Here is a 19,968-nt window from a genome sequence, read left to right as displayed (position 1 = left end):
GACAAAGCATAGCAATCACCTCACGGTTTGCCGGGTTTTACCCCTTGCGTTCGTCCGCTTTCCCAGCCGCCGCCCAGGGCCAGGAACAGATCGATCTGGCTCATGGCAACCTGGGTGTTGGCCGTCGCCAATTGCGCGCGCATATCGGTGTAGGTGCGCGTGGCTTGCAGGTCGGCCAGGAACGATTCGCGGCCGGCCTGGAAGAAGCGATGGGTCTGGCCTGCGGCTTCTCGCGCCGACTGTTCGGCTTCGGCCAGGGCGTCGCGGCGCTGCAACACCGCAGTGTATTGCGCCAGGCCGGTCTGGGTTTCGCGGATGGCATTGAGCACCACGCCGTCGAAGTGCGCCAAAGCGCCCTGGGTCGCGGCTTCGGCTTCATGGATACGCGCACGGGCGCCGTTGGTCGGCACGGTCCAACTGATCATCGGGCCAAAGCCCCAGCGGTTGGTGGCCGGTGTGCCGAGGTTTTCCAGCAGGCCCACGGTGCCTACCGTGGCTCCGATGCTGATATCCGGATACAGCGCGCCGGTGGCCACGCCGATACGTGCGGTCGCGGCAGCCAACTGGCGCTCAGCCTGGCGCACATCAGGGCGACGTTTGAGCAGCGTGGCACCGTCGCCCACCGGCAGCAACTGGGCGATGTGTGGCAGCTCGGCGCAGGTGCCAGTGCCGGCCGGCAGTTGGTCTACGGGCTTGGCCAGCAGCATCGACAGGCGGAACAGTGCGGCCTGGCGCGAGGCTTCATAGCGCGGAATGTCGGCGCGCAGGGATTTGTATTGGGTTTGCGAGCGGGTCACCTGGGTTTCGTCGCCGCGCCCGGCATCCCGCAGGCGCTGAGTCAGCTTGGTGCTCTGCGCTTGCAGGTCGAGGGATTCGTTGGCAATCGCCAGCTCCTCGTTGGCCGCGCACACCTGGGTGTAGGAACGCACCACATCGGCCACCAGGGTGATGCGAGCGATATCCGCCGCCGCCTGGGTTGCATCGGCGCTGGCCTTGGCGCTTTCGATGCCGCGCTGCAAGGTGCCGAACAGGTCGAACTGATAGGACGTGGTGATGCCGACGCTGCCGATGTTGCCGACCGGGACTTTGTCCGGCAGCAAAAATGCTTCGCCAGATTCCTGCAAGCGCTGGGCCTCGGCCTTGGCGCCGGCACTCCAGCCGCCGGCGGATTCAGCCTGCTGCACCTGGTAACGCGAACGCTGCAAGTTGGCGGCGGCCACGCGCAGGTCGGTGTTGGAGGCCATGGCCTGCTGCACCAGCTGGTCCAGGCGCGGGTCGTTATACAGCTTCCACCAATCGGCCGGAACCGGCGCCGAGACCACGTTGCTGCCCTCGCCCATGATCGGTCCTTGCAGGTCGCCACGGTTGACTGCGGCCTGCTCCGGCAGTTTGTAATCCGGGCCCACTACTTGGCAGGCCGACAGCAACAACCCCAGGGAAGCGGTTGCCAGAAGCCGCTTCATGGTTTGTCCCCGTCTTTAACCTTGTCGTCGATGATCGACACCGTCGCCGTGCGCCCGGCGATCATGCGAAAGTCCGCCGGCACATCGTCAAAGGCAATGCGCACGGGGATCCGCTGGGCCAGGCGCACCCAGCTGAACGCCGGGTTGACGTTGGGCAGCAGGTTGGAGCCGCTGCTGCGGTCGCGGTCTTCGATACCGGCGACGATGCTCTGCACATGCCCGTGCAGTCGAGCGTTGTCGCCGATCACGCGGATGTCCACGCCCATACCGACGTGGATGCCGTCGAGCTTGGTTTCTTCGAAGTAGCCGTCGATATGGAAGGAATTGCTGTCCACCACCGACAGCACCGGGCGCCCGGCAGTGACGAACTCCTGGGTGCGCGGTGCGCGGTCGTTGACGTAGCCGTCCACGGGGCTGCGGATCACCGAGCGGTCGAGGTTGAGTTGGGCAGAGTCCACCGTCACCTGGGCTTCGGCCAGGGCCGATTGGGCGCGGGCCACGCGGGACTGGCTTTCTTCCAACTGCTCGCTGGGCACCAGGTTGCCGAGGCCACGGTTACGCTTGTACTCGCGCTGGGCCTGGGCCAGGGTTTCCTGGCGGTCGGCCACGGCGGCCTGGGCTTGGCGCAGGGCCAGCTTGAAGCGGTCCTGGTCGACGGCAAAGAGCACCTGGCCCTTGGTCACCAATTGGTTGTCACGCACGTCGACGCGTTGGATCAGCCCGGACACGTCCGGGGCGATCTGCACGATGTCGGCGCGGATGTGGCCGTCACGAGTCCAGGGGGCAAACATGTAGTACATGACCATGCGCCACACAACGACGACCGCGAAACTCACGATCAACAACGTCAGGACGACACGGCCGATAGTCAAAAAAGGTTTTTTCATGTCATCAAATATCGACTGAGTGAGTCCACCGCGCCCAGCAACAGCGCGTACAGCCCCACATTGAACAATGCCCGGTGCCAGACCAGGCGATAGAAGTGCATGCGCGTCAACAACCCGTGCACCACCAGAAACAACACATAGGTAATGCCCATCAGCACCAGCAGCGTGGGCAGGAACACCCCGCTGATATCCAGATCACCGATCATAAAGGCGCTCCATCGGGTAGCGGCGCTTCCATTTCCGTGCCGCCAATGAATTCCACACCGGGCAACAACGCCAGGCGCAGGCCGGCCAAGGCGTGCAGCAGGTGCAGGCGGGTGTCGCCTTCGTCTTGCAGGCCCTGGCCGTTGAGGGCGCGGCGCGTACGGTCCAGGGTCATCAGCAGACCGCTGGGTGCGGGCAAGCGTTCACCGGCCTTGAGGCACGCTTTGAAGTAACCGCCCACCCCTTCCACCACCTGGTTGAGCAACACCCGTGGCACACCGAGGATGCGCGGCGAGTAGGCCAGCAGGTCGAGCAGGTTCAGCGCTACGCGCAGGTCGCGCAGGGCGCTGCCGGTGTCTTGGCCGGTAAGGGCCAGGCGCGGCAGGTGTTGCATCAGGCGGTCGAGCATTTGTGCGGCCATGTGCCGGTGTTCGTTCAGGGTTGCGGGCTCGGTCAGGCCAACGATGTCACGCCAGCTGAAACGGGTCAGGCGCTTGGCCGCCAGTTCGGCGCCGAAGGGCCGGGCGATCAAGGTCCACACAAATGCGAACAGCAGGCCCACGGGCCCAGCCAGGTTGACGTTGGCGAAGTTGAGAAAATCCGCGTCATAGGCGCCCTGGATGCTGATGAACGACGAGGTGTTGACCAGCGTCAGCAACATGCCCAGGTAGAATCGTGGCTGTACCGTGAGGGTGCCGATACAGATAAACGGCACGGCAAAAGCCAGCACCAGCATGGGGAAATCGTGCAGATTGGGCAGCACCAGAAACAGATACAGGCTGGCGAACAGCACCGACATGGCGGTCCAGAAAAAGAACCGGTAGATCTGCGGCGCCGGGTCGTCCATCGAAGCGAAGAAGCTGCAGGCGACGGCGGCCAGGATCACGGCGCTGCCGCCATCGGTCCAGCCCAGCAGGATCCACAGCACCGAGGCGACGATGATCGCGGTCACGGTGGAAAACGCCGAGTAGAACATCAGCCCACGGTCGAGAAATGGCGTGAGCCGGCCCAGGCGCCAGTGGCGGTAGACGGCGCGCCAGGTGTCCTGGCTTTCGCACTGAATGGCGGCTTGCAGGCTGCGACAGTCTTGCCACAGGTCGACCCATTCGCCGAGGCGGTACAGGGCGTTGGAGAACAGCAACGTGTGGCGGTCATCCAGCGCTTCGCCCTGGGGTTGGGCGGCGTCGATCTGGTCACGCAGCACACGCCAGCGTTCCAGGGGCGCTTGTTCAGTGGTGCTTTGCAGCCAGGCGTTGGCTTCCTCCAGCAACGGTTTGAGCCGGTCGAGAAACTCCGGTGCGCGATGCTCGATGGCGTACACCGCGTCATCCAGCGCGTCGATTACCGGCAGCAGATGAATCATGCGCCCGCGCAGTTCTTTGGTGTTGCGCACCGTTTGCGGCCGCGCGCCTTCGTGGGGCAACTGGCCGATCATCAACTCAAGGGTGTTGAAGGTGGCAACCATGCCGCCGCGCAGGTTGCTGACCGCTTCAGGGTCAATCTGGCGGGTGAGGAAGCGTTGGCTATAGACCTGAGCATCGCTGAACCACTTGGCCACCGAGCCATCGAACACCGGCATCAGGCGCCGTGGCCAGAACATTGCGCCCACCACCGCTGCGACCGCGATGCCAAGGAAGATTTCTTCGGTACGCGCTTCAGCCACGTCCCACACCGCCAGGGGGTTATCCACCACTGGCAGGGCGATCAGCGGCAAGGTATAGCCGGCCAGCATCAGGGCGTAATTATTGGCCGTGCGCAGGTGCATGGAGAGGAACAGCAAGGTGCCCGTCCATAACGCGATCACCACCACCAACAGGTAAGGCGACTGCACGAACATCGGCACAAACAGCACCGCCGCCGCTGCCCCCATAAAGGTGCCAATGGCGCGGTACAAAGCCTTGGAACTGGTGGGCCCGACAAACGGGCTGGAGACGATATACACGGTAGCCATCGCCCAGTACGGACGCGGCATTTGCATCAGCATGGCGATGTACAGCGCAATCATCGACGCGGCGAACGTGCGGACCCCGTAGAACCAGTCGCGGGCGGGCGGGAAGCCGGTAAAAAATCCGTTCAAGGCGCCACAGCCTCGGCCGCTTCGAAGGCGCGCAGCACGCGCAGTGCGGCTTCCAGGTCGGTGGGCGCGATATCCACAAGGACTTCCTTGCGCAGGCGAACCAGTTGGGCTTCTACCGCGTGCACCAGTTCACGGCCGCGCTCGGTGAGGCTCAGGGCCTTGGCGCGGCGGTCGTGGATGTCTTCGGTGCGGCATACGTAGCCGTCGCCGCACAGCCGATCGAGCAGGCGCACCAATGACGGGCTTTCCATACCGGAGGCCTGGGCTACTTTGACCTGGTGCACACCGTCACCCAAGCGACCGATCATCAACAACGGCACGGCGCAGGCTTCGGAGATGCCATAGCTGACCAGCGTGGTCTGGCAGATTTTGCGCCAGTTACGGGCGCCCACCACCATGCTGCTGCTCAGGTTCATCTGAAGTTGTTCGAGGGATTGGGACACTGGATAGTTCGCATACAGTTAGTTTGCTAACTATTAATATGGTGGAGGGAGGAAGAGCCGTCAAGTTTTGAAACAATTTCTCGATGGATGGAGCGATTCAGCGGCCACACCGCCGGGCGAATGTGGGAGGGGGCTTGCTCCCGATGGCGAGGGGTCAGCCACTGATGCATTTACTGACACGCCCTCATCGGGAGCAAGCCCCCTCCCACATTTGGATCAGCGTCGAATGCCCGGGCTATTTTTCAGCCTGACCATCGAGGCGACGCTGGATCTCGCCCAGCATGTCCAGGCCATCGCGCAGTGAAACCAATGCGGCAGTGACCAAGTGATGGAGGTTTGGGTTGTCGCTTGTTGAGACGAGGGTCTCCAAAAGCTCAGTGCCGATACGTATGCGGCTTCGCGCCGTTTCGTGGAGCAGGTGCGATGGGGCAAAGGTGTTGAAAGCCAGGACGGGAACGCCGGTGGGGTTGGTTTGAAGCGGCTTGTATTGGTCCATCGATAAACCTCACAGATAAGGATTTGAACCACCTTCTCCCGTCGCCAAACGAATAAGGGTGGCAGCTGTACGCAGGTTGGCGAACCGGTTATCTGTGAAACCCGGCAGATCCGAAGATCTCCCGCGCACAGCCGCCATAGAACCCAATGCCTTCATCCAAGGAAAAACGCACGGGGTAGGAACGCTGTAACGCGTCACAGAATTTCGGATCGCCAAATCCGATCGCCGATGTGCGGCGACGGGGCGAGCTATAGGGGGGATGGTTGAGGCTGTGCAACCAACATATTGATCTCTACCGTCAGTCATCTCAGCTTTTTCCAAACGCCATTCGGTAATGACGATGTATATACTTTGTGCATACCATTGCGGAGGAATCGCTGATGTCCAAATTAGCCGTTTTTACAATGAAGCTTGAACCAGAGCTTCGCGACCAGTTCATGGCTGAATGCGAAGCCTCCCATCGTCCTGCATCGCAAATCGTACGCGAAATGATGCGTGAATTCGTTCAGGCCCAGCAGCACTCGCGAGAGTACGATGAGTTTTTGCAACGCAAAGTTGATGCTTCTCGTGCATCCATTCGCGCAGGCCGAGAGGTTTCCAATGAAGATTTGGAAGCTGAATTCGCAGCCAGGCGCGCTCAAGTAGATAGTCAGGGATGAGGGTCGCGTGGACGCCCGAGACAGGGCAGGATCGTAGAGATATCTGGGATTTTCTGTTTGAGAAAAATCCACAAGCCGCAGCCGACATGGACCGGCGCTTCAGCATGGCAGCACTTGGATTAGCACATAACCCCGAAATTGGCCCAATAGGCCGGATTGCGGGAACACGCGAAATCATTCCGCACCCGAGCTACCGCCTTGTTTATCAAGTTGAGCCCGAAGTAGTGAGGATTGTGGCTCTGGTGCATACAGCTCGCCACTGGCCACCAGAAAGTTACATCCCACATTGATGCCTCAGATCGGCGAGGGCTGATTGCCACATTCCTCAATCACCCGCCCCACCTCCTCCTCAATAAACCCAAACACCTCCTCCGCCACGCTGTACTGAAACTGTTTGCGCCGATGCTTGGAAAGCTTGCCCTCGTTATCCAGGCACATCATCACCAGCTTCGACAAATCACTGCCACGCACGTCGTAGCGTTGATTCACGGCCTTGATCACGCGGTCGTAGCGGTCGAGGAATTCGGTTTCTTCGCGCAGTTCGACTTCCAGTGCGCGGCGGGCCATTTGCAGGGTGAATTCGACGCAGCGGGTGGCGTCCCAGTAGCGGTAGATCGAGGGGTGGCCGATGAAGTCGAACGCCATGTGGTCGCCGTCCAGCCAAGTAACGTTCCAGAATTCCCGCGTCGGCTGGGAGAAGGTCTTGAGCGCCTCCAGATAGGCTTGTTCCTCGTGCTTCATGGCGACGGAGACTGGTAGCAACAAGCCATTTCCCAGTGCGCCGTAATGACAAAGCGTCTGGTGGATCAGGAAGCGAGACAGGCGGCCATTACCGTCCATGAACGGGTGCAGGAACACGAAGCCGAAGGCGGTGACGGCCGCCGCGACCAAGGGATCGACGTCGCGCACGGGCTGGTTGGCGAAGGCCATCAGCTCTTCCATCAGTTCCTGGCAAAGCTCTGGTGCTGGCGGCACGTAGCTCACACCGGCGCCGCCGCGCAGGCCGTTGTGCAGATGATTTTGTTCGTGGCGAAACGCAACGGCTTTGTCGAAGGGATTGGAGACGGTGCTGTTTTGCAGTTCGACCAAGTAGTCTTCGGTGAGCAAACGGCCTTCATGGGACTGGCGCAGTAGTTGGACGAAACGGCGGGATTTTTCTTCGCTGGGTTGTTCTTTTTCGATGGCAAATGAATCGCGGGTTTCGTGCAGGTACGCCCACTGGATGGCGCGGTCCATCATTTCGGGTGGGAGGCTGGCCATGAAGGATTTGGCACGGCCCAGGACATCGAGGCTCATCAAGGCATCAATTTCCTGCGTACGCTCAACAGTCGCACAGTAGGCCAAAGAACCCAAACCGTTGAAGTCGATCCGCCAGCGGGAATTTCGCGTAGAAGGCCCGGTTACGTAGCGTTGCGGATCAAACAGAGGGGAAACGCGGCTGTTGATTGGCTTGCTGTAGTCCAACCGTTGGAGGGTCAGGCCCTCCCATAAATAACAGGCTTTGCGGATGAATACGCCGTTGGGTGCTTTATCCAGCTCTTGCAGCAGTTGGTCCGCGCTGACCGCTTCAAGTGCCTGGGCAAGGATGCCGAGGTTGATGCCTTCGTGTTTGAGGGCAAAGAGAATATGGTCGAGCACTGAATCAGCAGCAGGCGCCACTCCATGGGGAACGGCCAGGCAATCGCCAATCATCGAGATCCGCGTGACAGGCTTGATCATTGCGGTACGGGCAGGCGCAATGGCTTTCAGCCCGAGGGTCTGATGGAGATGGGCATAACCGACCAAAGACATGCGTAACCTCAGAAAAAGCTCACTGAAGCGATTAAAGCCCAGATTTTTTCAAGCCTCACCAGATTTTTTCAAGTTTCAGCGTAACGGCTAAGTTTTTTACACCCCTCGCCCACCGCGCAACATCAAGTTCAGTTCATCCACCACCTCCGCCCAATCCGCATCTTCGAGAATCTCCTCACGCAAAAACGCTTTTTGGCTGGCCGTCCAGAAAAACGCATCCGCCAGTTCCAATTCGGGCTTGAGCGGCGAATGAGTGGCTACAAATTTTTCAATACTGACCGGGTCATCGTCCAGCCCAAGCTGTTTGAACAACGACGGCAAGCTATGCACTGGCGATTCCATGATGAGCTCCTGATAGAGAAGGGTTAATCGAGTCTAGCGGCAACCCTCAGGTTGCGGCGCCGGCACCTTGCACAGCACGAACAGACGCGCCCGTGCGCCACCGCCGTCCTGGCGACTGAGCTCGCGCCAACCTTCGGGGAGCGGGGCGAAGTCGTCCGGTGCTTCATTGCTGCTGATCAGCCATACGCGCCGGGTATTGGCCGGTAATGCCGATAAAGAATCCAGATAGATGCGCCCGCCATCCTGATCTACCAGGGTGCCGAAGCCGTAGGCATTTGGCCGGGTCGACGTGCCGTCGGGTTTGGGCGGGGTGTAGAGCTGCAACTGGGCGTCAGTTTCGTCGTAGTACCCGTAGCTCAGATACCACAGCATGTCGCTGAGGACGATGCGGTCGTCTTCCTGGTAATTGCGATTGACGAACTCCACCGGCACGTTGAATTGGTCGTGCTCATCCACCTCGAAGTTGTTCTTCAGGCCCAGCAGTTCCATGCCCACAAACAGCACCCACAGCGCTGCGCCCAGCCATGACAAGCGTGACGGCAAGCGGTCGATGGCAAGCGCCAGGACGATCGGCAAACCCAGGGCATACACCGTAAGGTAGCGCTCGATAAAGACCGGCGAGATAAACGACACGCCATACACCAACAGCAACGGCAACAAGAAAAACAACGCCGGCAAACGAGCTCCCGGGTGGCGCCAGGCCGTCATCCACACCACCGCAATCAGCAGCAGCGGAAATATCCAGAACAGCGGCGTCCACAAATCATCGCCGGCATCCTGCAACACGAACTGCCAGATCATCGAGGGCACAGACAGCAGGTTGACCGGCTCTTCCCAGCCGATGTCGCCGCCCACCTTGAGCTGGTCGACATGCTGCACCAGGTCCAACAGGTTCGGCAGCCAAGGCAGGTACAACAACACGATCACCACGTTGGCCGCCCACCATGCAGGCCGCGTTATCAAACGTTGGTCTGGCGCCTGCATCCCCAGATAAGCCCAATGCACCAGCACGCACAGCGCGGTGAAGTAATGCGTGTAGAAACCGGCACTCATCAACAGCACATACGCGGCCAAATAGCGCGTGCGTTCGGGCTGACGCATCCAGTACACCAGCGCCAGCGTGGCGCCCAGCAGCCACACGCCCAGCAGCGAATACATGCGCACTTCCTGGCTGTAGCGCACCGCCGTCGGCAACAGCGCCAGCAGGATGCCCGCCAGCACCGCCGCGCGCCGAGTAGACAGTTGCCGCGTCAGCCAGATGCCCAAGCCAACCACGGCTACGCCCGGCAGCGCGCTCATGCTGCGAATGGACCCGATGCTGTCGCCGAACACTTCGATCCAGCCGCGCAGCAGGAAGAAATACAGCGGCGGATGCACATCATGAGCCGCGTGAAACCACAGGTCGGCCACGGCGTATTCACTGAGCAACAGGCTCGACCCTTCATCGCCCCAGATTGCCGCCGAGGTGAGGTGGTAAAACCGCAGGGCCATGGCCAGCGCCAGGATCGGTACCCACCAGAGACGGCTGAGTCGACCAGCACCTTGCCAGGTCAGGCGCTGCAAGGCTGGCAGCGCTCCGGCTTTTTCGTTTTGCTCAACCACAGACCGACGCACTTCAATACCCCTGGCATTAGCTCGCTTGCCTGAGCGCAAACACCGCCACTCTAGGACAAAAGCCCAGGCTTCGCCGCTGGAATCGGACAAATCGGTATTTTGCGTAGGACCTCACCGAAGCACAGCTCAGAACAGGCTATTATTGGAGCCCTCCAAGGACTCAGGATCAAGGACACGTCATGCGCATCGGTTTTTTGTCACCTCTGGCACTGGCTCTGCTGGCCGGTATTTCCCTACAGGCTCAGGCCAGCTCCGACGATTCATGCTACCCCGACTGGCGTGTCTCGCGTGACAGCCTCGAACCTTGCAGCAACCAGCCCTTTCTCAGCCCGGGCAACGACAGCCGGGTCAACCTGCGCCTGTTGCTGGCCGACAAAAAAGCCGCGCCGCTGACGCCCAATGCCTTGGGCGAAGACGATTTGGCCCAGGGTTTCGGCCCGGTGCCGTTTCCGGTGTATCGCCTGGTGCCGGTGCCGGCCGCGAATGATGAGCCCGATAACAAAGCGGACGATTCACGCACGGCCGAACTCGACACCCTGCTCCAACCGCTGGGCATCAAGCGCGAGGAATACAAGACTGCCGGTGAAGCGTTCCTGAATGGCGAAGGCAGCCGCTGCCGCAGCAACAGCGATGACAGCGCCACGGCGTTTATCAGTCAGGTGATCAAAGCCGATATGCCGCCAGCCGAGCGCGACATGCTGGTGAAAGCGCGGTTGCAGTTGCTGACCACCTGTGACTTCACAGGCCAGGTGGTGGACGCGCAGTTGACGCCCTCGGCCAATGCCCAGCTGTTTCGCACCTACCTGCAGGCCGCCGCCGATTTCTACGGCGGTCGCTTCGTTTACGCCGAGCGCGGTTTCGCCGCCGCCGCGACCAGCGATCTGCCTTGGCTGAAAGAGACCGCGCTGTACATGACCGCACGTACCTCGTTGAACCGGGCCCAGGCCGAGGCCTTCGATGAGTACGGTATGCCGCAACGCGAGCATGTGGATAAGTCTGCCTTGAGCGACGCTGAAGAAGGCTTTCTCGGTTACCTGAAACATTATCCACAAGGCGATTACGTTGCGTCCGCCCGTGGCCTGTTGCGCCGCGTGCATTGGCTGGCGAACGACGACGCCAAGCTCGCCGAAGACTTCACCTGGCAATTCACCGAGGCCACTGACGCCCAGCGTAACGTGAGCGTCGACGAGTTGGTCGAAGAAGCCGACCTCAAGTTGCTCATGGTCGGCAACAACTCGGCAAACAGCCCGATGCTGCAAGTGGTCATCGACCTGATGGCGATGCGCGCCCATACGCCGCCGCTGTTGAGCCGCGAAAACCTCGACAAGCAAAAGAGCACATTCGCCAACGAACCGGCGTTGTTCGACTACCTGCAAGCGGCGTATGCCCTGTACGTTGAGCATCAACCTGATGCTGCCCTCAAGCATCTGCCTGCGGATATGCCGTCGAACCTCGACTACTTTGCCTTCAGCCAGCAGACCTTGCGCGCCTTGGCACTGGAGGCCAAGCAAGATTGGAAGGGCGCCGAGAGCCTGTGGCTGCAAATGCTACCGCTGGCCAAGCAACCGCTGCAACGCGATCAACTGGAGCTGGCCCTGGCGATGAACTATGAACGCAGCGGCCAACTGGCCAAGGTGTTCGCAACCGATTCGCCGATCAGCGCCAAGCAAGTGCGCTACATCCTGCTGCGCAACGTCGCCGGGCCCGACCTGCTGCGCCAGCAGATCGCCAACGCCAGCGACCCGACCGAACGCCAGAGCGCGCAATTCGTGCTGCTCTACAAAGACCTGCTGCACCGCCAGTTCGCGACCTTTGCCGATGACCTCAAGCAGGCCTCGCTCTCTGATGACAAGCTCGGCACCAGCCTGGGCTACACCTACACCAGCGGCCAGACCTTGAAGCTGTTCCAGTGGAACGGTGACAAAGCCGAATCGGGCTACGCTTGCCCAAGCATCGCGCAAACCGCCGCGACCTTGCAGGATGAGGCCAAAAACCCCCACGCCTTGAACTGCTTCGGTGAGTTCATCCTGCGCAACGGCCTGGACGGCATGCCACTGGAACAACCCCGCGCCGCCGGCAGCCTGGGCAGCACCGCCTCGCAGTTCAAAGGTGAAACCTTCTCGCGGCTGGACGGCTACAAACAGGTGATCGCCAACGCCAAAGCACCGAAAACCGACAAGGCGTACGCGTTGTTCCGCGCCATCAACTGCTACGCGCCGGCCGGTTACAACAGCTGCGGGGGTGAAGACGTTGCGCCAGCGGTGCGCAAAGCCTGGTTCCGCCAACTCAAGACCGGTTTTGCCGATACCCAGTGGGGCAAGTCGCTGCAGTACTACTGGTGAAGTCGCTGTGGCTGGGCTTGTTGTTGCTGGCAAGCCCGGCTTTTGGCGCCGTCGACGCCCGCGACTATGACGCTTTCTGGCTGTGGAGTGGTGTCACGCCGCAGCCTGTGATCAAGCAGGCAAAAACCCTGTACATCCTGCAAGGCCAGATCAACTCCACCCGCCGCGCCCCCCAGCGCGGCGTGCAATTGATCGCCCAAGGCATCAGCGTGCCACGCATTAGCCAAGGCGAAATCTGGGTGGTCTATCGCGCCCACACCTTGCACTGGCCGGAACAGGTCTACACCCAACTGCTCGGCCAGGTGCAACGCTGGCGCGACGCGGGTAACCCTGTGATCGGCATCCAGATCGACTTCGACGCCCGCACCCAGTACCTGCACGAATACGCTGATTTTCTGCGCGACCTGCGCCGGCGTCTGCCTGCCGACCTGCGGTTAAGCATCACCGGCCTGATGGACTGGAGCAGCAACGCCAACCCGGCCGCCATCGCCCAGCTCAAAGGCGTGGTGGACGAAGTGGTGGTGCAGACGTATCAAGGGCGGCACAGCATCCCGGATTACGCGGCGTACCTGCCACGGATGAACCGAATGGGAGTTCCGTTCAAGATCGGTTTGATTCAAGGCGGCGAGTGGGAGGCGCCAGGGTATTTGCAAGGGAATGAGTGGTTTCGGGGGTATGTGGTGTTTTTGCAGAACCCTTGAATCTTCCAAACATGGAAAAAAACCGTCTATCAAACCGGTTTTTTTGCGTGTGGCCTTAGCAACTTGAATGATATAAGTTGCCCTTACTGCCTTAAGGGGTGATATATCATGCATGAAACAGGCAAGCCATACCCCCACAAAGGGTATATCTCAGAGAGAAGCGCTGAACTGATGAGAGGTATCGGGAACGGTATCGAAATAGCCCGTATTCGTCGCCGTTTGAAAATCTCGACCATATGCAGCCGGGCGGGCATTACACGACAGACGTATCAGCGGCTGAGACAGGGAGAAGCAGGCGTATCCCTCGGCGTGCTGATGAATGTGCTTAGCGCGATGGACCTGGAAGAAGGTATGGCGAGCATTGCGTCACCAGAACTTGACCAGGTTGGGATTACCATGAGCCTCGCCCGTGAGCCCGACCGAATTCGCACAGAAGGGGAACCTGATGTCTTGGAAGCCGATTGGTAACGCATTCGTTTTTTCAGCTCACTCAGTCGGTGATCCGGTCCCTGTTGGTGAGGTGGCCATGCACGCAAGCGGATTCGTTTTTCGCTACGCCAACAGCTGGCTTGCGCGCCCCAACGCATTTGCGATTGACCCGCTTAGCCTGCCACTGACCCCTAACCAGTATTCCTCGACACGCATGTTTGGTGTGCTCGACGACGCAACGCCCGACAATTGGGGTCGGCGTGTTCTACTGGCGACCCACAAACAGCATCCACAAAACGAAGTTGAATGGCTCCTTGCTTCGCGGGGTGCGGGAGTGGGCTGCCTGCTGTTCAGTGCGTCAAGAAATCTGCTGCCGACTCTGCACCAACCTCCGCGATTTGAAGACCTTGAGAAAATCATGGTGGGCCTTGATCAGGTCGAAAAAGGTAATGTCGACCTGCCTGCGGAAATCGCACGACTATTCGAATTCGGCAGTTCCATGGGCGGCGCCAGGCCGAAGGTCACCGTGACTCACGAAGGTAAGGAATGGATTGCTAAATTCGGCCGTAGCGACGATGTTTTCGATCAATCACGTGCTGAATTCGCCAGCCTTCAAATGGCGGATGCGGCAGGTCTACCCGCAGCCGGGCACAAGTTGGTAGAGGTCGCCGGCAAACCGGTTTTGATGGTCGAACGTTTTGACCGGCATGAGGGGGCTGGGCGCGAGCACTATGTCAGCTGCAATTCGTTGATCAGCACTGAGAAGCCGCGAATGCGCGTTGACGCGGTTGAGAGTGCCGTTTCCTATTCCAGGATCGCCGACGTGTTGAAGAAGGTCTGCGACGATGCCACCTTTGACATGCGTGAGCTTTACAAGCGTATGGCCTTCAATGTGCTGATCGGCAATAGCGACGACCACCTGAAACAAACCGGGCTTCTGCTGACCAGCGCCTCGGGCTATTCCCTTGCGCCAGTATTTGACGTGTTGCCCCACCCCACGCAACTAGGCTTGCAGGCGTTGATCATCGGGAATGAGGGCAGGGTATCGTCTGTCAGCAATTTGCTGAGTACGCCTGAACGCTTTGGGTTGGGGGCGGATGAAGCAAGGTCCATCGTCACGGATATGTATGCCGTCGTGCGAGAAGCCTCCGGCTTTTTCGAAGCGGCAGGCTGTAGCGGTGCCGATGTGCGCATGCTTTCCAATGTGTGTACCCGGTTTGCAGCAGACCTCGCTTAGGATCAAGGATCTCGGGCTGCAACAAAGCGCACCCTCATTACTGAGCGACTGGCAACGGATACACCGACTCCCACCCTCCTCCCAGCGCCTTGTACAACCCGACCATGGCCAATGACACGCCGGTGGAGCTTTCCACCCACTGCTCTTGAGTTGCGAGCAATGCGCTTTGCACGGTGAGTACATTGACGAAATCCGCCACACCTTCGACGTACTGGTGTTGCGCGGTGGTCAGCGCGATCTGGTTCTGGCGCACCGCTTCGGCCAGGCTGTCGCGACGCAATTGGCTGGCGTTGTAGCGGGTCAGTTGGTCGTCGATTTCATGCCAGGCGCGCAGCACGGTTTGCTGGTAGGCAAGGGCCGCTTCCTGTTGCTGGGCTTCGCGCAAATCCACCATGCCTTGCAGGCGCCCACCGTTGAACAGTGGCAGGCTTAATCGCGGGCCGAGGGCAAATGCGCGGGAGCCCCAGGAGCCGAAGTCCGACAGTTGCATGGCTTGGGAGCCGAGGCTGCCGGACAGGGTGATGCGCGGGTAAAAGTCGCCCTTGGCCACGCCGATGCTGGCAGTGGCGGCGTGCAAGCGCGCTTCTGCCTGGCGGATGTCGGGACGGCGTTCGGCCAGCTCCGAGGGCAGGCCAATGGCGACCTGACGCTGGGTTTGCGGCACGGCGGCGTCCTTGGACAGCTGCGCGTGCAAGGCCTGGGGCGGTTCGCCCATCAGCAGGCTCAGGGCGTTGATCAGTTGGTCCTGGCGTTGCTGCAAATCCGGCAGACGCGCTTCGATGGCCGCGACCTGGGCGGCGGCTTCGGCCACGTCGAGGTCGGTCGCTACGCCATCAGCCAGACGCAGTTGCGAGAACTTGAGGCTTTGGCGGGCGACGTCGAGGTTTTGCTCGGTGACGGCGCGGGTATTTTGTACGCCGCGCAGTTGGATATAGTCCTGGGCGGTCTCGGCCAACACCGACAACAGCACGGCACGACGGTCGTTTTCGGCGACTTCCAGCGTGGCGTCGGCTGCTTCGGTTTCACGCTTGACCCGGCCCCAGAAATCCAGCTCCCAAGAGGCCGAGAAGCCCATGTCCCATTGGTTGAAGGCCGAACGGCCGTTCTCGCCGGAAGGGTCGTTCAAGCCTTTGCCACTGTTACGTTTGCGCTGGTAGCCGCCACCCGCATCGACATTGGGGTAACGCTCGGCGGTGGTCACCTGGCGTACGGCGCGGCTCTGTTGCAGGCGGCTGCTGGCCAGTTTCAAGTCGAGGTTATCGCTGAGGGCCCGGCGTGTCAGGGCGGAAAGCTGCGCGTCGTGGAACACGTCCCACCAGCGCTCCTGCAAGGGATCGCTAACGGCACGGCTGGCAGCTTGTCGGCCCTGGGGTTCGCTCCACTGATTGATCTGCGGGCTCTCGGGCCGCTGGAAGTCGGGACCGACCGTGCAGGCACTCAGGCTGATCAGGCTTAAGGTGAGCCAGGCGACGTGTTTCATTGCTGGGCCACCTCACGCTGTTGCGCGACCGGCCGCGTATCGACGCTGGCTTCCACCGACATGCCGACGCGCAGGCGCTCGGTCAATGGCTGGTTCGGCTCAAGCACGATCTTCACCGGAATACGCTGCACCACCTTGGTGAAGTTGCCGGTGGCGTTGTCCGGTTTGACCGAGGCAAAGGTCACCCCCGTGGCCGGCGCCAGGCTTTCCAGATGGCCTTTGAGCAGTTCGCCGTCAAGGCTGTCGACGCTGACCTGCACCGCTTGCCCCGCGTGCATATGCGACAGTTGCGTCTCCTGGAAGTTGGCTACCACATAGGCCTCGGCCAGCGGCACGACCGCGAGGATCTTGCTGCCCGGGGTCACATAGGCGCCGACCCGCACCGCTCGCTCGCCGACCATGCCATCGACCGGCGCGACAATGCGCGTGTAGGACAACTGATAACTGGCCATTTCCAACGCCGCCTGGGCGCGCTTGAGCCCACCTTCGGCGGCGTCACGCTGGGCGGTGAGGATTTCCACCTGCTTGCGTTCGGCGGCCAGCACTGCGGTGGATTTGGCCAGGCGTGCGGTGGCCTGGTCGATACGGGTCTTGGCTTGTTGGGCGTTCTGCACGGTACCTGCGCCGACGCCAGCGAGGTGGTTGTAGCGGTTCAGTTCGTGTTCGGCGAAGGCGACTTCGGCGCGATCCGCCGCGACAGTGGCCTGGGCCTGGGCGATCACCGAGCTCTGGCGCTCCAGGGTCGCGCTGGCGTTTTTCAACTGGGCCTGGGCGACCAAGGTGTCGGCATCGGCGGCCTGGGCGGCGGCGCGAAAGTCGCGGTCGTCGATCAAAGCCAACAGTTGGCCGGCCTTGACGCGCTGGTTGTCTTCTACCAGCACTTCCTTGATGAAGCCCGCCACCCGCGGCGCCACCAGGGTGAAGTCGGCGGCGACGAAGGCGTCGTTGGTGGTCTGGTGCTTGCTGCCCAGTACGCCCGGCGCAACCAGATAAACCAGTACGCCAACGGCAAATACAGCAATAACGGAGACGGCAATTTTGTCTTTGCGTTTCATGGAAAGTCCTTGTGGTCAGGCCGGAGCGCGAGGCGGATAGATCCGCGTGGGCATCCAGAAAATCAGCAGGATCAACGCCACCGCGACACCGGCCATGACGACGTAAAGATCCGAAGAGGTCAGCACCACGGTCTGCTCGTGCAAGCGGTGGGCGAGGCCCGGAGCCTCAGTGTCGGCCAGGGGCGAATTGCCCAGGCGGTCCACCAACATGGTTGAATGGAAATGCCCGCGCTGGGTGGTCAATGTATCCAGCACCGCAGTGGCGATCACAGCGGCCAGGCCCTTGACGGTATTGAACCAGGCCGAAGCGAACGGCCCTTCGATGGGTTGAATACTGCCGGTGGACAACATCAGCAGTGGCAACACGGCCATCGGCTGGCCGAAAATCTGCAACAGGTACCAGCCATAAAAATCGTCGCGGATCCACGCCGAAGTCAGGTGCGAACTGCCGATGCAGCACAGCACCAACATGCCAAGGCCAATCCCCAGCACCCAGCGGCAATCGACCCAGCGCAGGTTGCACAGCGCCGCCACCAACGGCAACGCGATCAATTGCGGCAACGCCATCAGCAGCATCACCGGCGCAGTTTGCAACGGCCGGTACCCCTGGACCTGGGCAAGGAAACTGGAGGGGATGATGATCACCGAGGTCAGCACCATCAGCACGCCTGCCAGCACGATCAGGGCGAAGGCCAGGTTGCGCAGGCCGAGCATCTGCAATTTGAAGAAGGGTATTGGCTGCGACCATTCGTTGAGCATGAACAACACCAGCAACACGGTGCCACCACTCAGCAGAAAGGTGATCAGGCCCGACTCGAACCAATCCAGGCGATTGCCCTGCAACAGCCCGATCACCAACATGCAGATCGCCGGAAAGCCCAGCAGCAGGCCGCGCCAGTTGAACTGTTTGAAACGCTCCAGGCGCAGCGGGTCCTGCGGTATGCCATAGGCCACGGCGACCATCGCCAGCAGGCACGGCCCGACGATTTGCCAGAACGCCCACTGCCAGCCGACGTATTCGGTCCACAACGCCGCCAGCGGAGTACCCAGGCTCGGGCCGAAGGTGGCGGTCAGGGCGTAGCCGGCCAGGCCATACAGCTTGACGTTGGCCGGCAGAAAACGCAGTGCCACGGTCATCAGCATCGGGGGCAGCGCGCCACCGGCCAGGCCTTGCACGGTACGCAGCAGCAGCAGGCTTTCGTAGTTGGGTGCGAACGGGCAGAGAATGCCCAACACGGTGAACAAGCCGATGGCGCACAGCGTGAAACGGCGCAGGGAAAACGTCACCGAACACCACGGCGCAAAGGCCATGGCCGCCACGGAAGTGGCCGTGTAGGCGGCGACCAGCCAGGTGCCTTCATCAAAGCCGATGTACAGCGCACCGCGGATATCGGCAAGCGCCACCTTGGTGACCATCTCGTTGAGACCGGACACCAGCACCGCCAACAACACGCCGACCAGGCCGATGATGATGCGCGGGCCGAACACGGGCGGGGCCGGGGCAACAGGTTTGGCTGCGGCCTGAAAAGCGGGGGCAGCGAGGGATGTCATGAACAGGTAACTCGGAATGAGAAATACCTGAGCAGTTTAATCAGGCTATAGCATGACAAAAAGTTACTTATCGGAAGTTTATAAGTGCGCCAGGCGCAATCCATAGGTGGGAGGGGGCTTGCTCCCGATGGCGGTATGACAGCCACCTGATGTGAAGCTGATACACCTCTATCGGGAGCAAGCCCCCTCCCACATTTGATTGTGCATGGCTTGAGGTTTTTAGTTGGGTTGGGCTTCCAGCCAGGTGGCGTGGCAACTCTCGCGCATGGTTTCACGCAGCCATTTGTGCGCGGGGTCTTTGTCGAAGCGCGGGTGCCAGGATTGGGCCAATACCAGGGTCGGCAAGGAGATCGGCAGCGGGAATGCACGCAATGGCAAGTTCAGGCGTTTGGCGCTCAGGAGCGCTTCCTTGGGCACCGGCATGATCAGGTCGGATTCCGGCAACATGAACATGGCACCGTGGAAGCCCGGCGCGATCATCGCCACGCGGCGCTCCAGGCCCTGCTCGTTCAGCGCGGTGTCGATCGGCCCGCGGGCGATGCCGCGGCGCGAGATGCTGATATGGGAATAGCTGGCAAAGCGTGCGGCGGTGATCTCTTCGTCGAACAGTGGGTGATCTTGTCGCGCCAGGCCGACGAAGGTGGTGGAGAACAGGTTCTGCACCTTCACTTCGGGGCTGACCGGCATGGTGTTGCTCACACGCAGATCCAGGCGCCCTTCGCGCAGAGCTTCGTCGTCGGTGTCGCCTTCAGGCACAAAGCGCAGCTCGCACAGCGGGGCCACACGCTCCATGGTGTCGAACAAGCGACCGCCATATACGCCAATAAAAAAGTCATTGGCGCGTACGCTGAAACGGCGGCGCAAGGTACTCAAATCGACTTGATCCGCCGAGCGAAACAGCAACGCCGCCTGCTCCACCACGTTGCGTACCTGGCCTTGCAGCTCAAGCGCCTTGGGCGTCGGCACCAGGCCGCGACCGGCACGTACCAGGATCGGGTCACCGACAGCTTCACGGATACGCGTGAGGGTACGGCTCATGGCCGCCGGGCTGAGGCTCATCCGCCGTGCGGCGCCGACCACACTGCCCTCATCGAGCAACGCGTCGAGGGCGACCAGCAGGTTCATGTCTGGTAATTGCATGCCAAGCACTCGTGATCTGTGGGGAGTGAACTGGGCGCAATCGTAGCAGGCTTTACC

Annotated in this window: 19 protein-coding genes; 6 read left to right on the top strand and 13 right to left on the bottom strand. The window is 61.0% G+C overall.

Going from position 1 to position 19,968, the window contains the following annotated elements; all coding sequences use genetic code 11:
- Positions 1–20: 20 nt before the first annotated feature.
- The 6 genes from LJX92_RS00760 to LJX92_RS00735 form a co-directional block, all read right to left on the bottom strand.
- A complete protein-coding gene (locus LJX92_RS00760; protein ID WP_032878497.1) occupies positions 21–1,463 on the bottom strand; it encodes an efflux transporter outer membrane subunit in 1,443 nt (480 codons plus the stop codon).
- Positions 1,460–2,350 carry an efflux RND transporter periplasmic adaptor subunit gene (locus LJX92_RS00755; RefSeq protein ID WP_032878498.1) on the bottom strand — a complete coding sequence of 297 codons (891 nt, stop codon included), beginning with the start codon at positions 2,348–2,350 and terminating at the stop codon, positions 1,460–1,462. Before LJX92_RS00755 ends, LJX92_RS00760 begins: the two co-directional genes overlap by 4 nt.
- A complete protein-coding gene (locus LJX92_RS00750; protein ID WP_003187469.1) occupies positions 2,347–2,556 on the bottom strand; it encodes a DUF1656 domain-containing protein in 210 nt (69 codons plus the stop codon). The genes LJX92_RS00755 and LJX92_RS00750 overlap by 4 nt, the downstream gene beginning before the upstream one ends.
- The gene (locus LJX92_RS00745) at positions 2,553–4,631 is read right to left on the bottom strand and encodes an FUSC family protein (protein WP_228309186.1); all 2,079 of its coding nucleotides are present in this window, start codon (positions 4,629–4,631) and stop codon (positions 2,553–2,555) included. Before LJX92_RS00745 ends, LJX92_RS00750 begins: the two co-directional genes overlap by 4 nt.
- A complete protein-coding gene (locus LJX92_RS00740) occupies positions 4,628–5,047 on the bottom strand; it encodes a MarR family winged helix-turn-helix transcriptional regulator (RefSeq protein WP_228309881.1) in 420 nt (139 codons plus the stop codon). Before LJX92_RS00740 ends, LJX92_RS00745 begins: the two co-directional genes overlap by 4 nt.
- Positions 5,048–5,309: 262 nt before the next feature.
- On the bottom strand, positions 5,310–5,570 hold the full coding sequence (locus LJX92_RS00735; RefSeq protein WP_103734050.1) for a short-chain dehydrogenase: 261 nt from the start codon (positions 5,568–5,570) through the stop codon (positions 5,310–5,312).
- 380 nt (positions 5,571–5,950) lie between these two features.
- On the opposite strand from LJX92_RS00735, the gene LJX92_RS00730 reads away from it, so the two are divergent.
- Positions 5,951–6,229 (top strand): antitoxin, encoded by a 279-nt coding sequence (locus tag LJX92_RS00730; protein ID WP_032878500.1) that lies wholly within the window; start codon positions 5,951–5,953, stop codon positions 6,227–6,229.
- Positions 6,226–6,519 carry a type II toxin-antitoxin system RelE/ParE family toxin gene (locus LJX92_RS00725; RefSeq protein ID WP_081883316.1) on the top strand — a complete coding sequence of 98 codons (294 nt, stop codon included), beginning with the start codon at positions 6,226–6,228 and terminating at the stop codon, positions 6,517–6,519. Before LJX92_RS00730 ends, LJX92_RS00725 begins: the two co-directional genes overlap by 4 nt.
- Positions 6,520–6,523: 4 nt before the next feature.
- On the opposite strand, the gene LJX92_RS00720 is transcribed toward LJX92_RS00725, so the two are convergent.
- The 3 genes from LJX92_RS00720 to LJX92_RS00710 form a co-directional block, all read right to left on the bottom strand.
- Complete coding sequence (locus LJX92_RS00720; protein ID WP_228309185.1) at positions 6,524–8,020, bottom strand: Fic family protein; 1,497 nt, start codon at positions 8,018–8,020, stop codon at positions 6,524–6,526.
- Between the two features lie 96 nt (positions 8,021–8,116).
- A complete protein-coding gene (locus LJX92_RS00715; protein WP_148854214.1) occupies positions 8,117–8,362 on the bottom strand; it encodes a DUF2789 domain-containing protein in 246 nt (81 codons plus the stop codon).
- A 33-nt stretch (positions 8,363–8,395) separates the two neighbouring features.
- Positions 8,396–9,976 (bottom strand): glycosyltransferase family 39 protein, encoded by a 1,581-nt coding sequence (locus tag LJX92_RS00710; protein WP_228309184.1) that lies wholly within the window; start codon positions 9,974–9,976, stop codon positions 8,396–8,398.
- Between the two features lie 179 nt (positions 9,977–10,155).
- Between LJX92_RS00710 and LJX92_RS00705 the strand changes: the two genes are divergently transcribed.
- From LJX92_RS00705 to LJX92_RS00690, 4 genes are all read left to right on the top strand, one after another.
- Positions 10,156–12,318, top strand: coding sequence for an outer membrane assembly lipoprotein YfiO (locus tag LJX92_RS00705; RefSeq protein ID WP_228309183.1), 2,163 nt, complete (start codon positions 10,156–10,158; stop codon positions 12,316–12,318).
- Entirely contained in the window at positions 12,315–13,019 is a 705-nt protein-coding gene (locus LJX92_RS00700) for a DUF3142 domain-containing protein (RefSeq protein WP_032878507.1), read from the top strand. The genes LJX92_RS00705 and LJX92_RS00700 overlap by 4 nt, the downstream gene beginning before the upstream one ends.
- A gap of 108 nt (positions 13,020–13,127) precedes the next feature.
- The gene (locus LJX92_RS00695) at positions 13,128–13,487 is read left to right on the top strand and encodes a helix-turn-helix domain-containing protein (protein WP_032878508.1); all 360 of its coding nucleotides are present in this window, start codon (positions 13,128–13,130) and stop codon (positions 13,485–13,487) included.
- On the top strand, positions 13,429–14,685 hold the full coding sequence (locus tag LJX92_RS00690; RefSeq protein WP_228309182.1) for a type II toxin-antitoxin system HipA family toxin: 1,257 nt from the start codon (positions 13,429–13,431) through the stop codon (positions 14,683–14,685). The genes LJX92_RS00695 and LJX92_RS00690 overlap by 59 nt, the downstream gene beginning before the upstream one ends.
- Before the next feature lie 37 nt (positions 14,686–14,722).
- On the opposite strand, the gene LJX92_RS00685 is transcribed toward LJX92_RS00690, so the two are convergent.
- From LJX92_RS00685 to LJX92_RS00670, 4 genes are all read right to left on the bottom strand, one after another.
- Positions 14,723–16,165, bottom strand: coding sequence for an efflux transporter outer membrane subunit (locus LJX92_RS00685; RefSeq protein ID WP_228309181.1), 1,443 nt, complete (start codon positions 16,163–16,165; stop codon positions 14,723–14,725).
- A complete protein-coding gene (locus LJX92_RS00680; RefSeq protein ID WP_032878511.1) occupies positions 16,162–17,220 on the bottom strand; it encodes an HlyD family secretion protein in 1,059 nt (352 codons plus the stop codon). The genes LJX92_RS00685 and LJX92_RS00680 overlap by 4 nt, the downstream gene beginning before the upstream one ends.
- A gap of 15 nt (positions 17,221–17,235) precedes the next feature.
- On the bottom strand, positions 17,236–18,771 hold the full coding sequence (locus LJX92_RS00675; protein ID WP_228309180.1) for an MFS transporter: 1,536 nt from the start codon (positions 18,769–18,771) through the stop codon (positions 17,236–17,238).
- 219 nt (positions 18,772–18,990) lie between these two features.
- Positions 18,991–19,911, bottom strand: coding sequence for a LysR family transcriptional regulator (locus tag LJX92_RS00670; protein ID WP_032878513.1), 921 nt, complete (start codon positions 19,909–19,911; stop codon positions 18,991–18,993).
- Between the last annotated feature and the right edge of the window lie 57 nt (positions 19,912–19,968).

It is taken from the genome of Pseudomonas sp. HN8-3 (assembly GCF_020790195.1).
Lineage (GTDB): Bacteria > Pseudomonadota > Gammaproteobacteria > Pseudomonadales > Pseudomonadaceae > Aquipseudomonas > Aquipseudomonas synxantha_A.
The sequence above is the reverse complement of the archived record's forward strand: the minus strand, read 5'-3'. Positions and strand labels throughout refer to the sequence as shown.

What these genes read in the sequence shown, in the direction of transcription:
- LJX92_RS00735 (WP_103734050.1), bottom strand. Translation starts at nt 5,570, where the DNA reads ATGGACCAATACAAGCCGCTTCAAACCAACCCCACCGGCGTTCCCGTC.
- LJX92_RS00750 (WP_003187469.1), bottom strand. Translation starts at nt 2,556, where the DNA reads ATGATCGGTGATCTGGATATCAGCGGGGTGTTCCTGCCCACGCTGCTG.
- LJX92_RS00685 (WP_228309181.1), bottom strand. Translation starts at nt 16,165, where the DNA reads ATGAAACACGTCGCCTGGCTCACCTTAAGCCTGATCAGCCTGAGTGCC.
- LJX92_RS00730 (WP_032878500.1), top strand. Translation starts at nt 5,951, where the DNA reads ATGTCCAAATTAGCCGTTTTTACAATGAAGCTTGAACCAGAGCTTCGC.
- LJX92_RS00740 (WP_228309881.1), bottom strand. Translation starts at nt 5,047, where the DNA reads ATGAACCTGAGCAGCAGCATGGTGGTGGGCGCCCGTAACTGGCGCAAA.
- LJX92_RS00725 (WP_081883316.1), top strand. Translation starts at nt 6,226, where the DNA reads ATGAGGGTCGCGTGGACGCCCGAGACAGGGCAGGATCGTAGAGATATC.
- LJX92_RS00675 (WP_228309180.1), bottom strand. Translation starts at nt 18,771, where the DNA reads ATGACATCCCTCGCTGCCCCCGCTTTTCAGGCCGCAGCCAAACCTGTT.
- LJX92_RS00680 (WP_032878511.1), bottom strand. Translation starts at nt 17,220, where the DNA reads ATGAAACGCAAAGACAAAATTGCCGTCTCCGTTATTGCTGTATTTGCC.
- LJX92_RS00670 (WP_032878513.1), bottom strand. Translation starts at nt 19,911, where the DNA reads ATGCAATTACCAGACATGAACCTGCTGGTCGCCCTCGACGCGTTGCTC.
- LJX92_RS00720 (WP_228309185.1), bottom strand. Translation starts at nt 8,020, where the DNA reads ATGTCTTTGGTCGGTTATGCCCATCTCCATCAGACCCTCGGGCTGAAA.
- LJX92_RS00755 (WP_032878498.1), bottom strand. Translation starts at nt 2,350, where the DNA reads ATGAAAAAACCTTTTTTGACTATCGGCCGTGTCGTCCTGACGTTGTTG.
- LJX92_RS00760 (WP_032878497.1), bottom strand. Translation starts at nt 1,463, where the DNA reads ATGAAGCGGCTTCTGGCAACCGCTTCCCTGGGGTTGTTGCTGTCGGCC.
- LJX92_RS00715 (WP_148854214.1), bottom strand. Translation starts at nt 8,362, where the DNA reads ATGGAATCGCCAGTGCATAGCTTGCCGTCGTTGTTCAAACAGCTTGGG.
- LJX92_RS00695 (WP_032878508.1), top strand. Translation starts at nt 13,128, where the DNA reads ATGCATGAAACAGGCAAGCCATACCCCCACAAAGGGTATATCTCAGAG.
- LJX92_RS00705 (WP_228309183.1), top strand. Translation starts at nt 10,156, where the DNA reads ATGCGCATCGGTTTTTTGTCACCTCTGGCACTGGCTCTGCTGGCCGGT.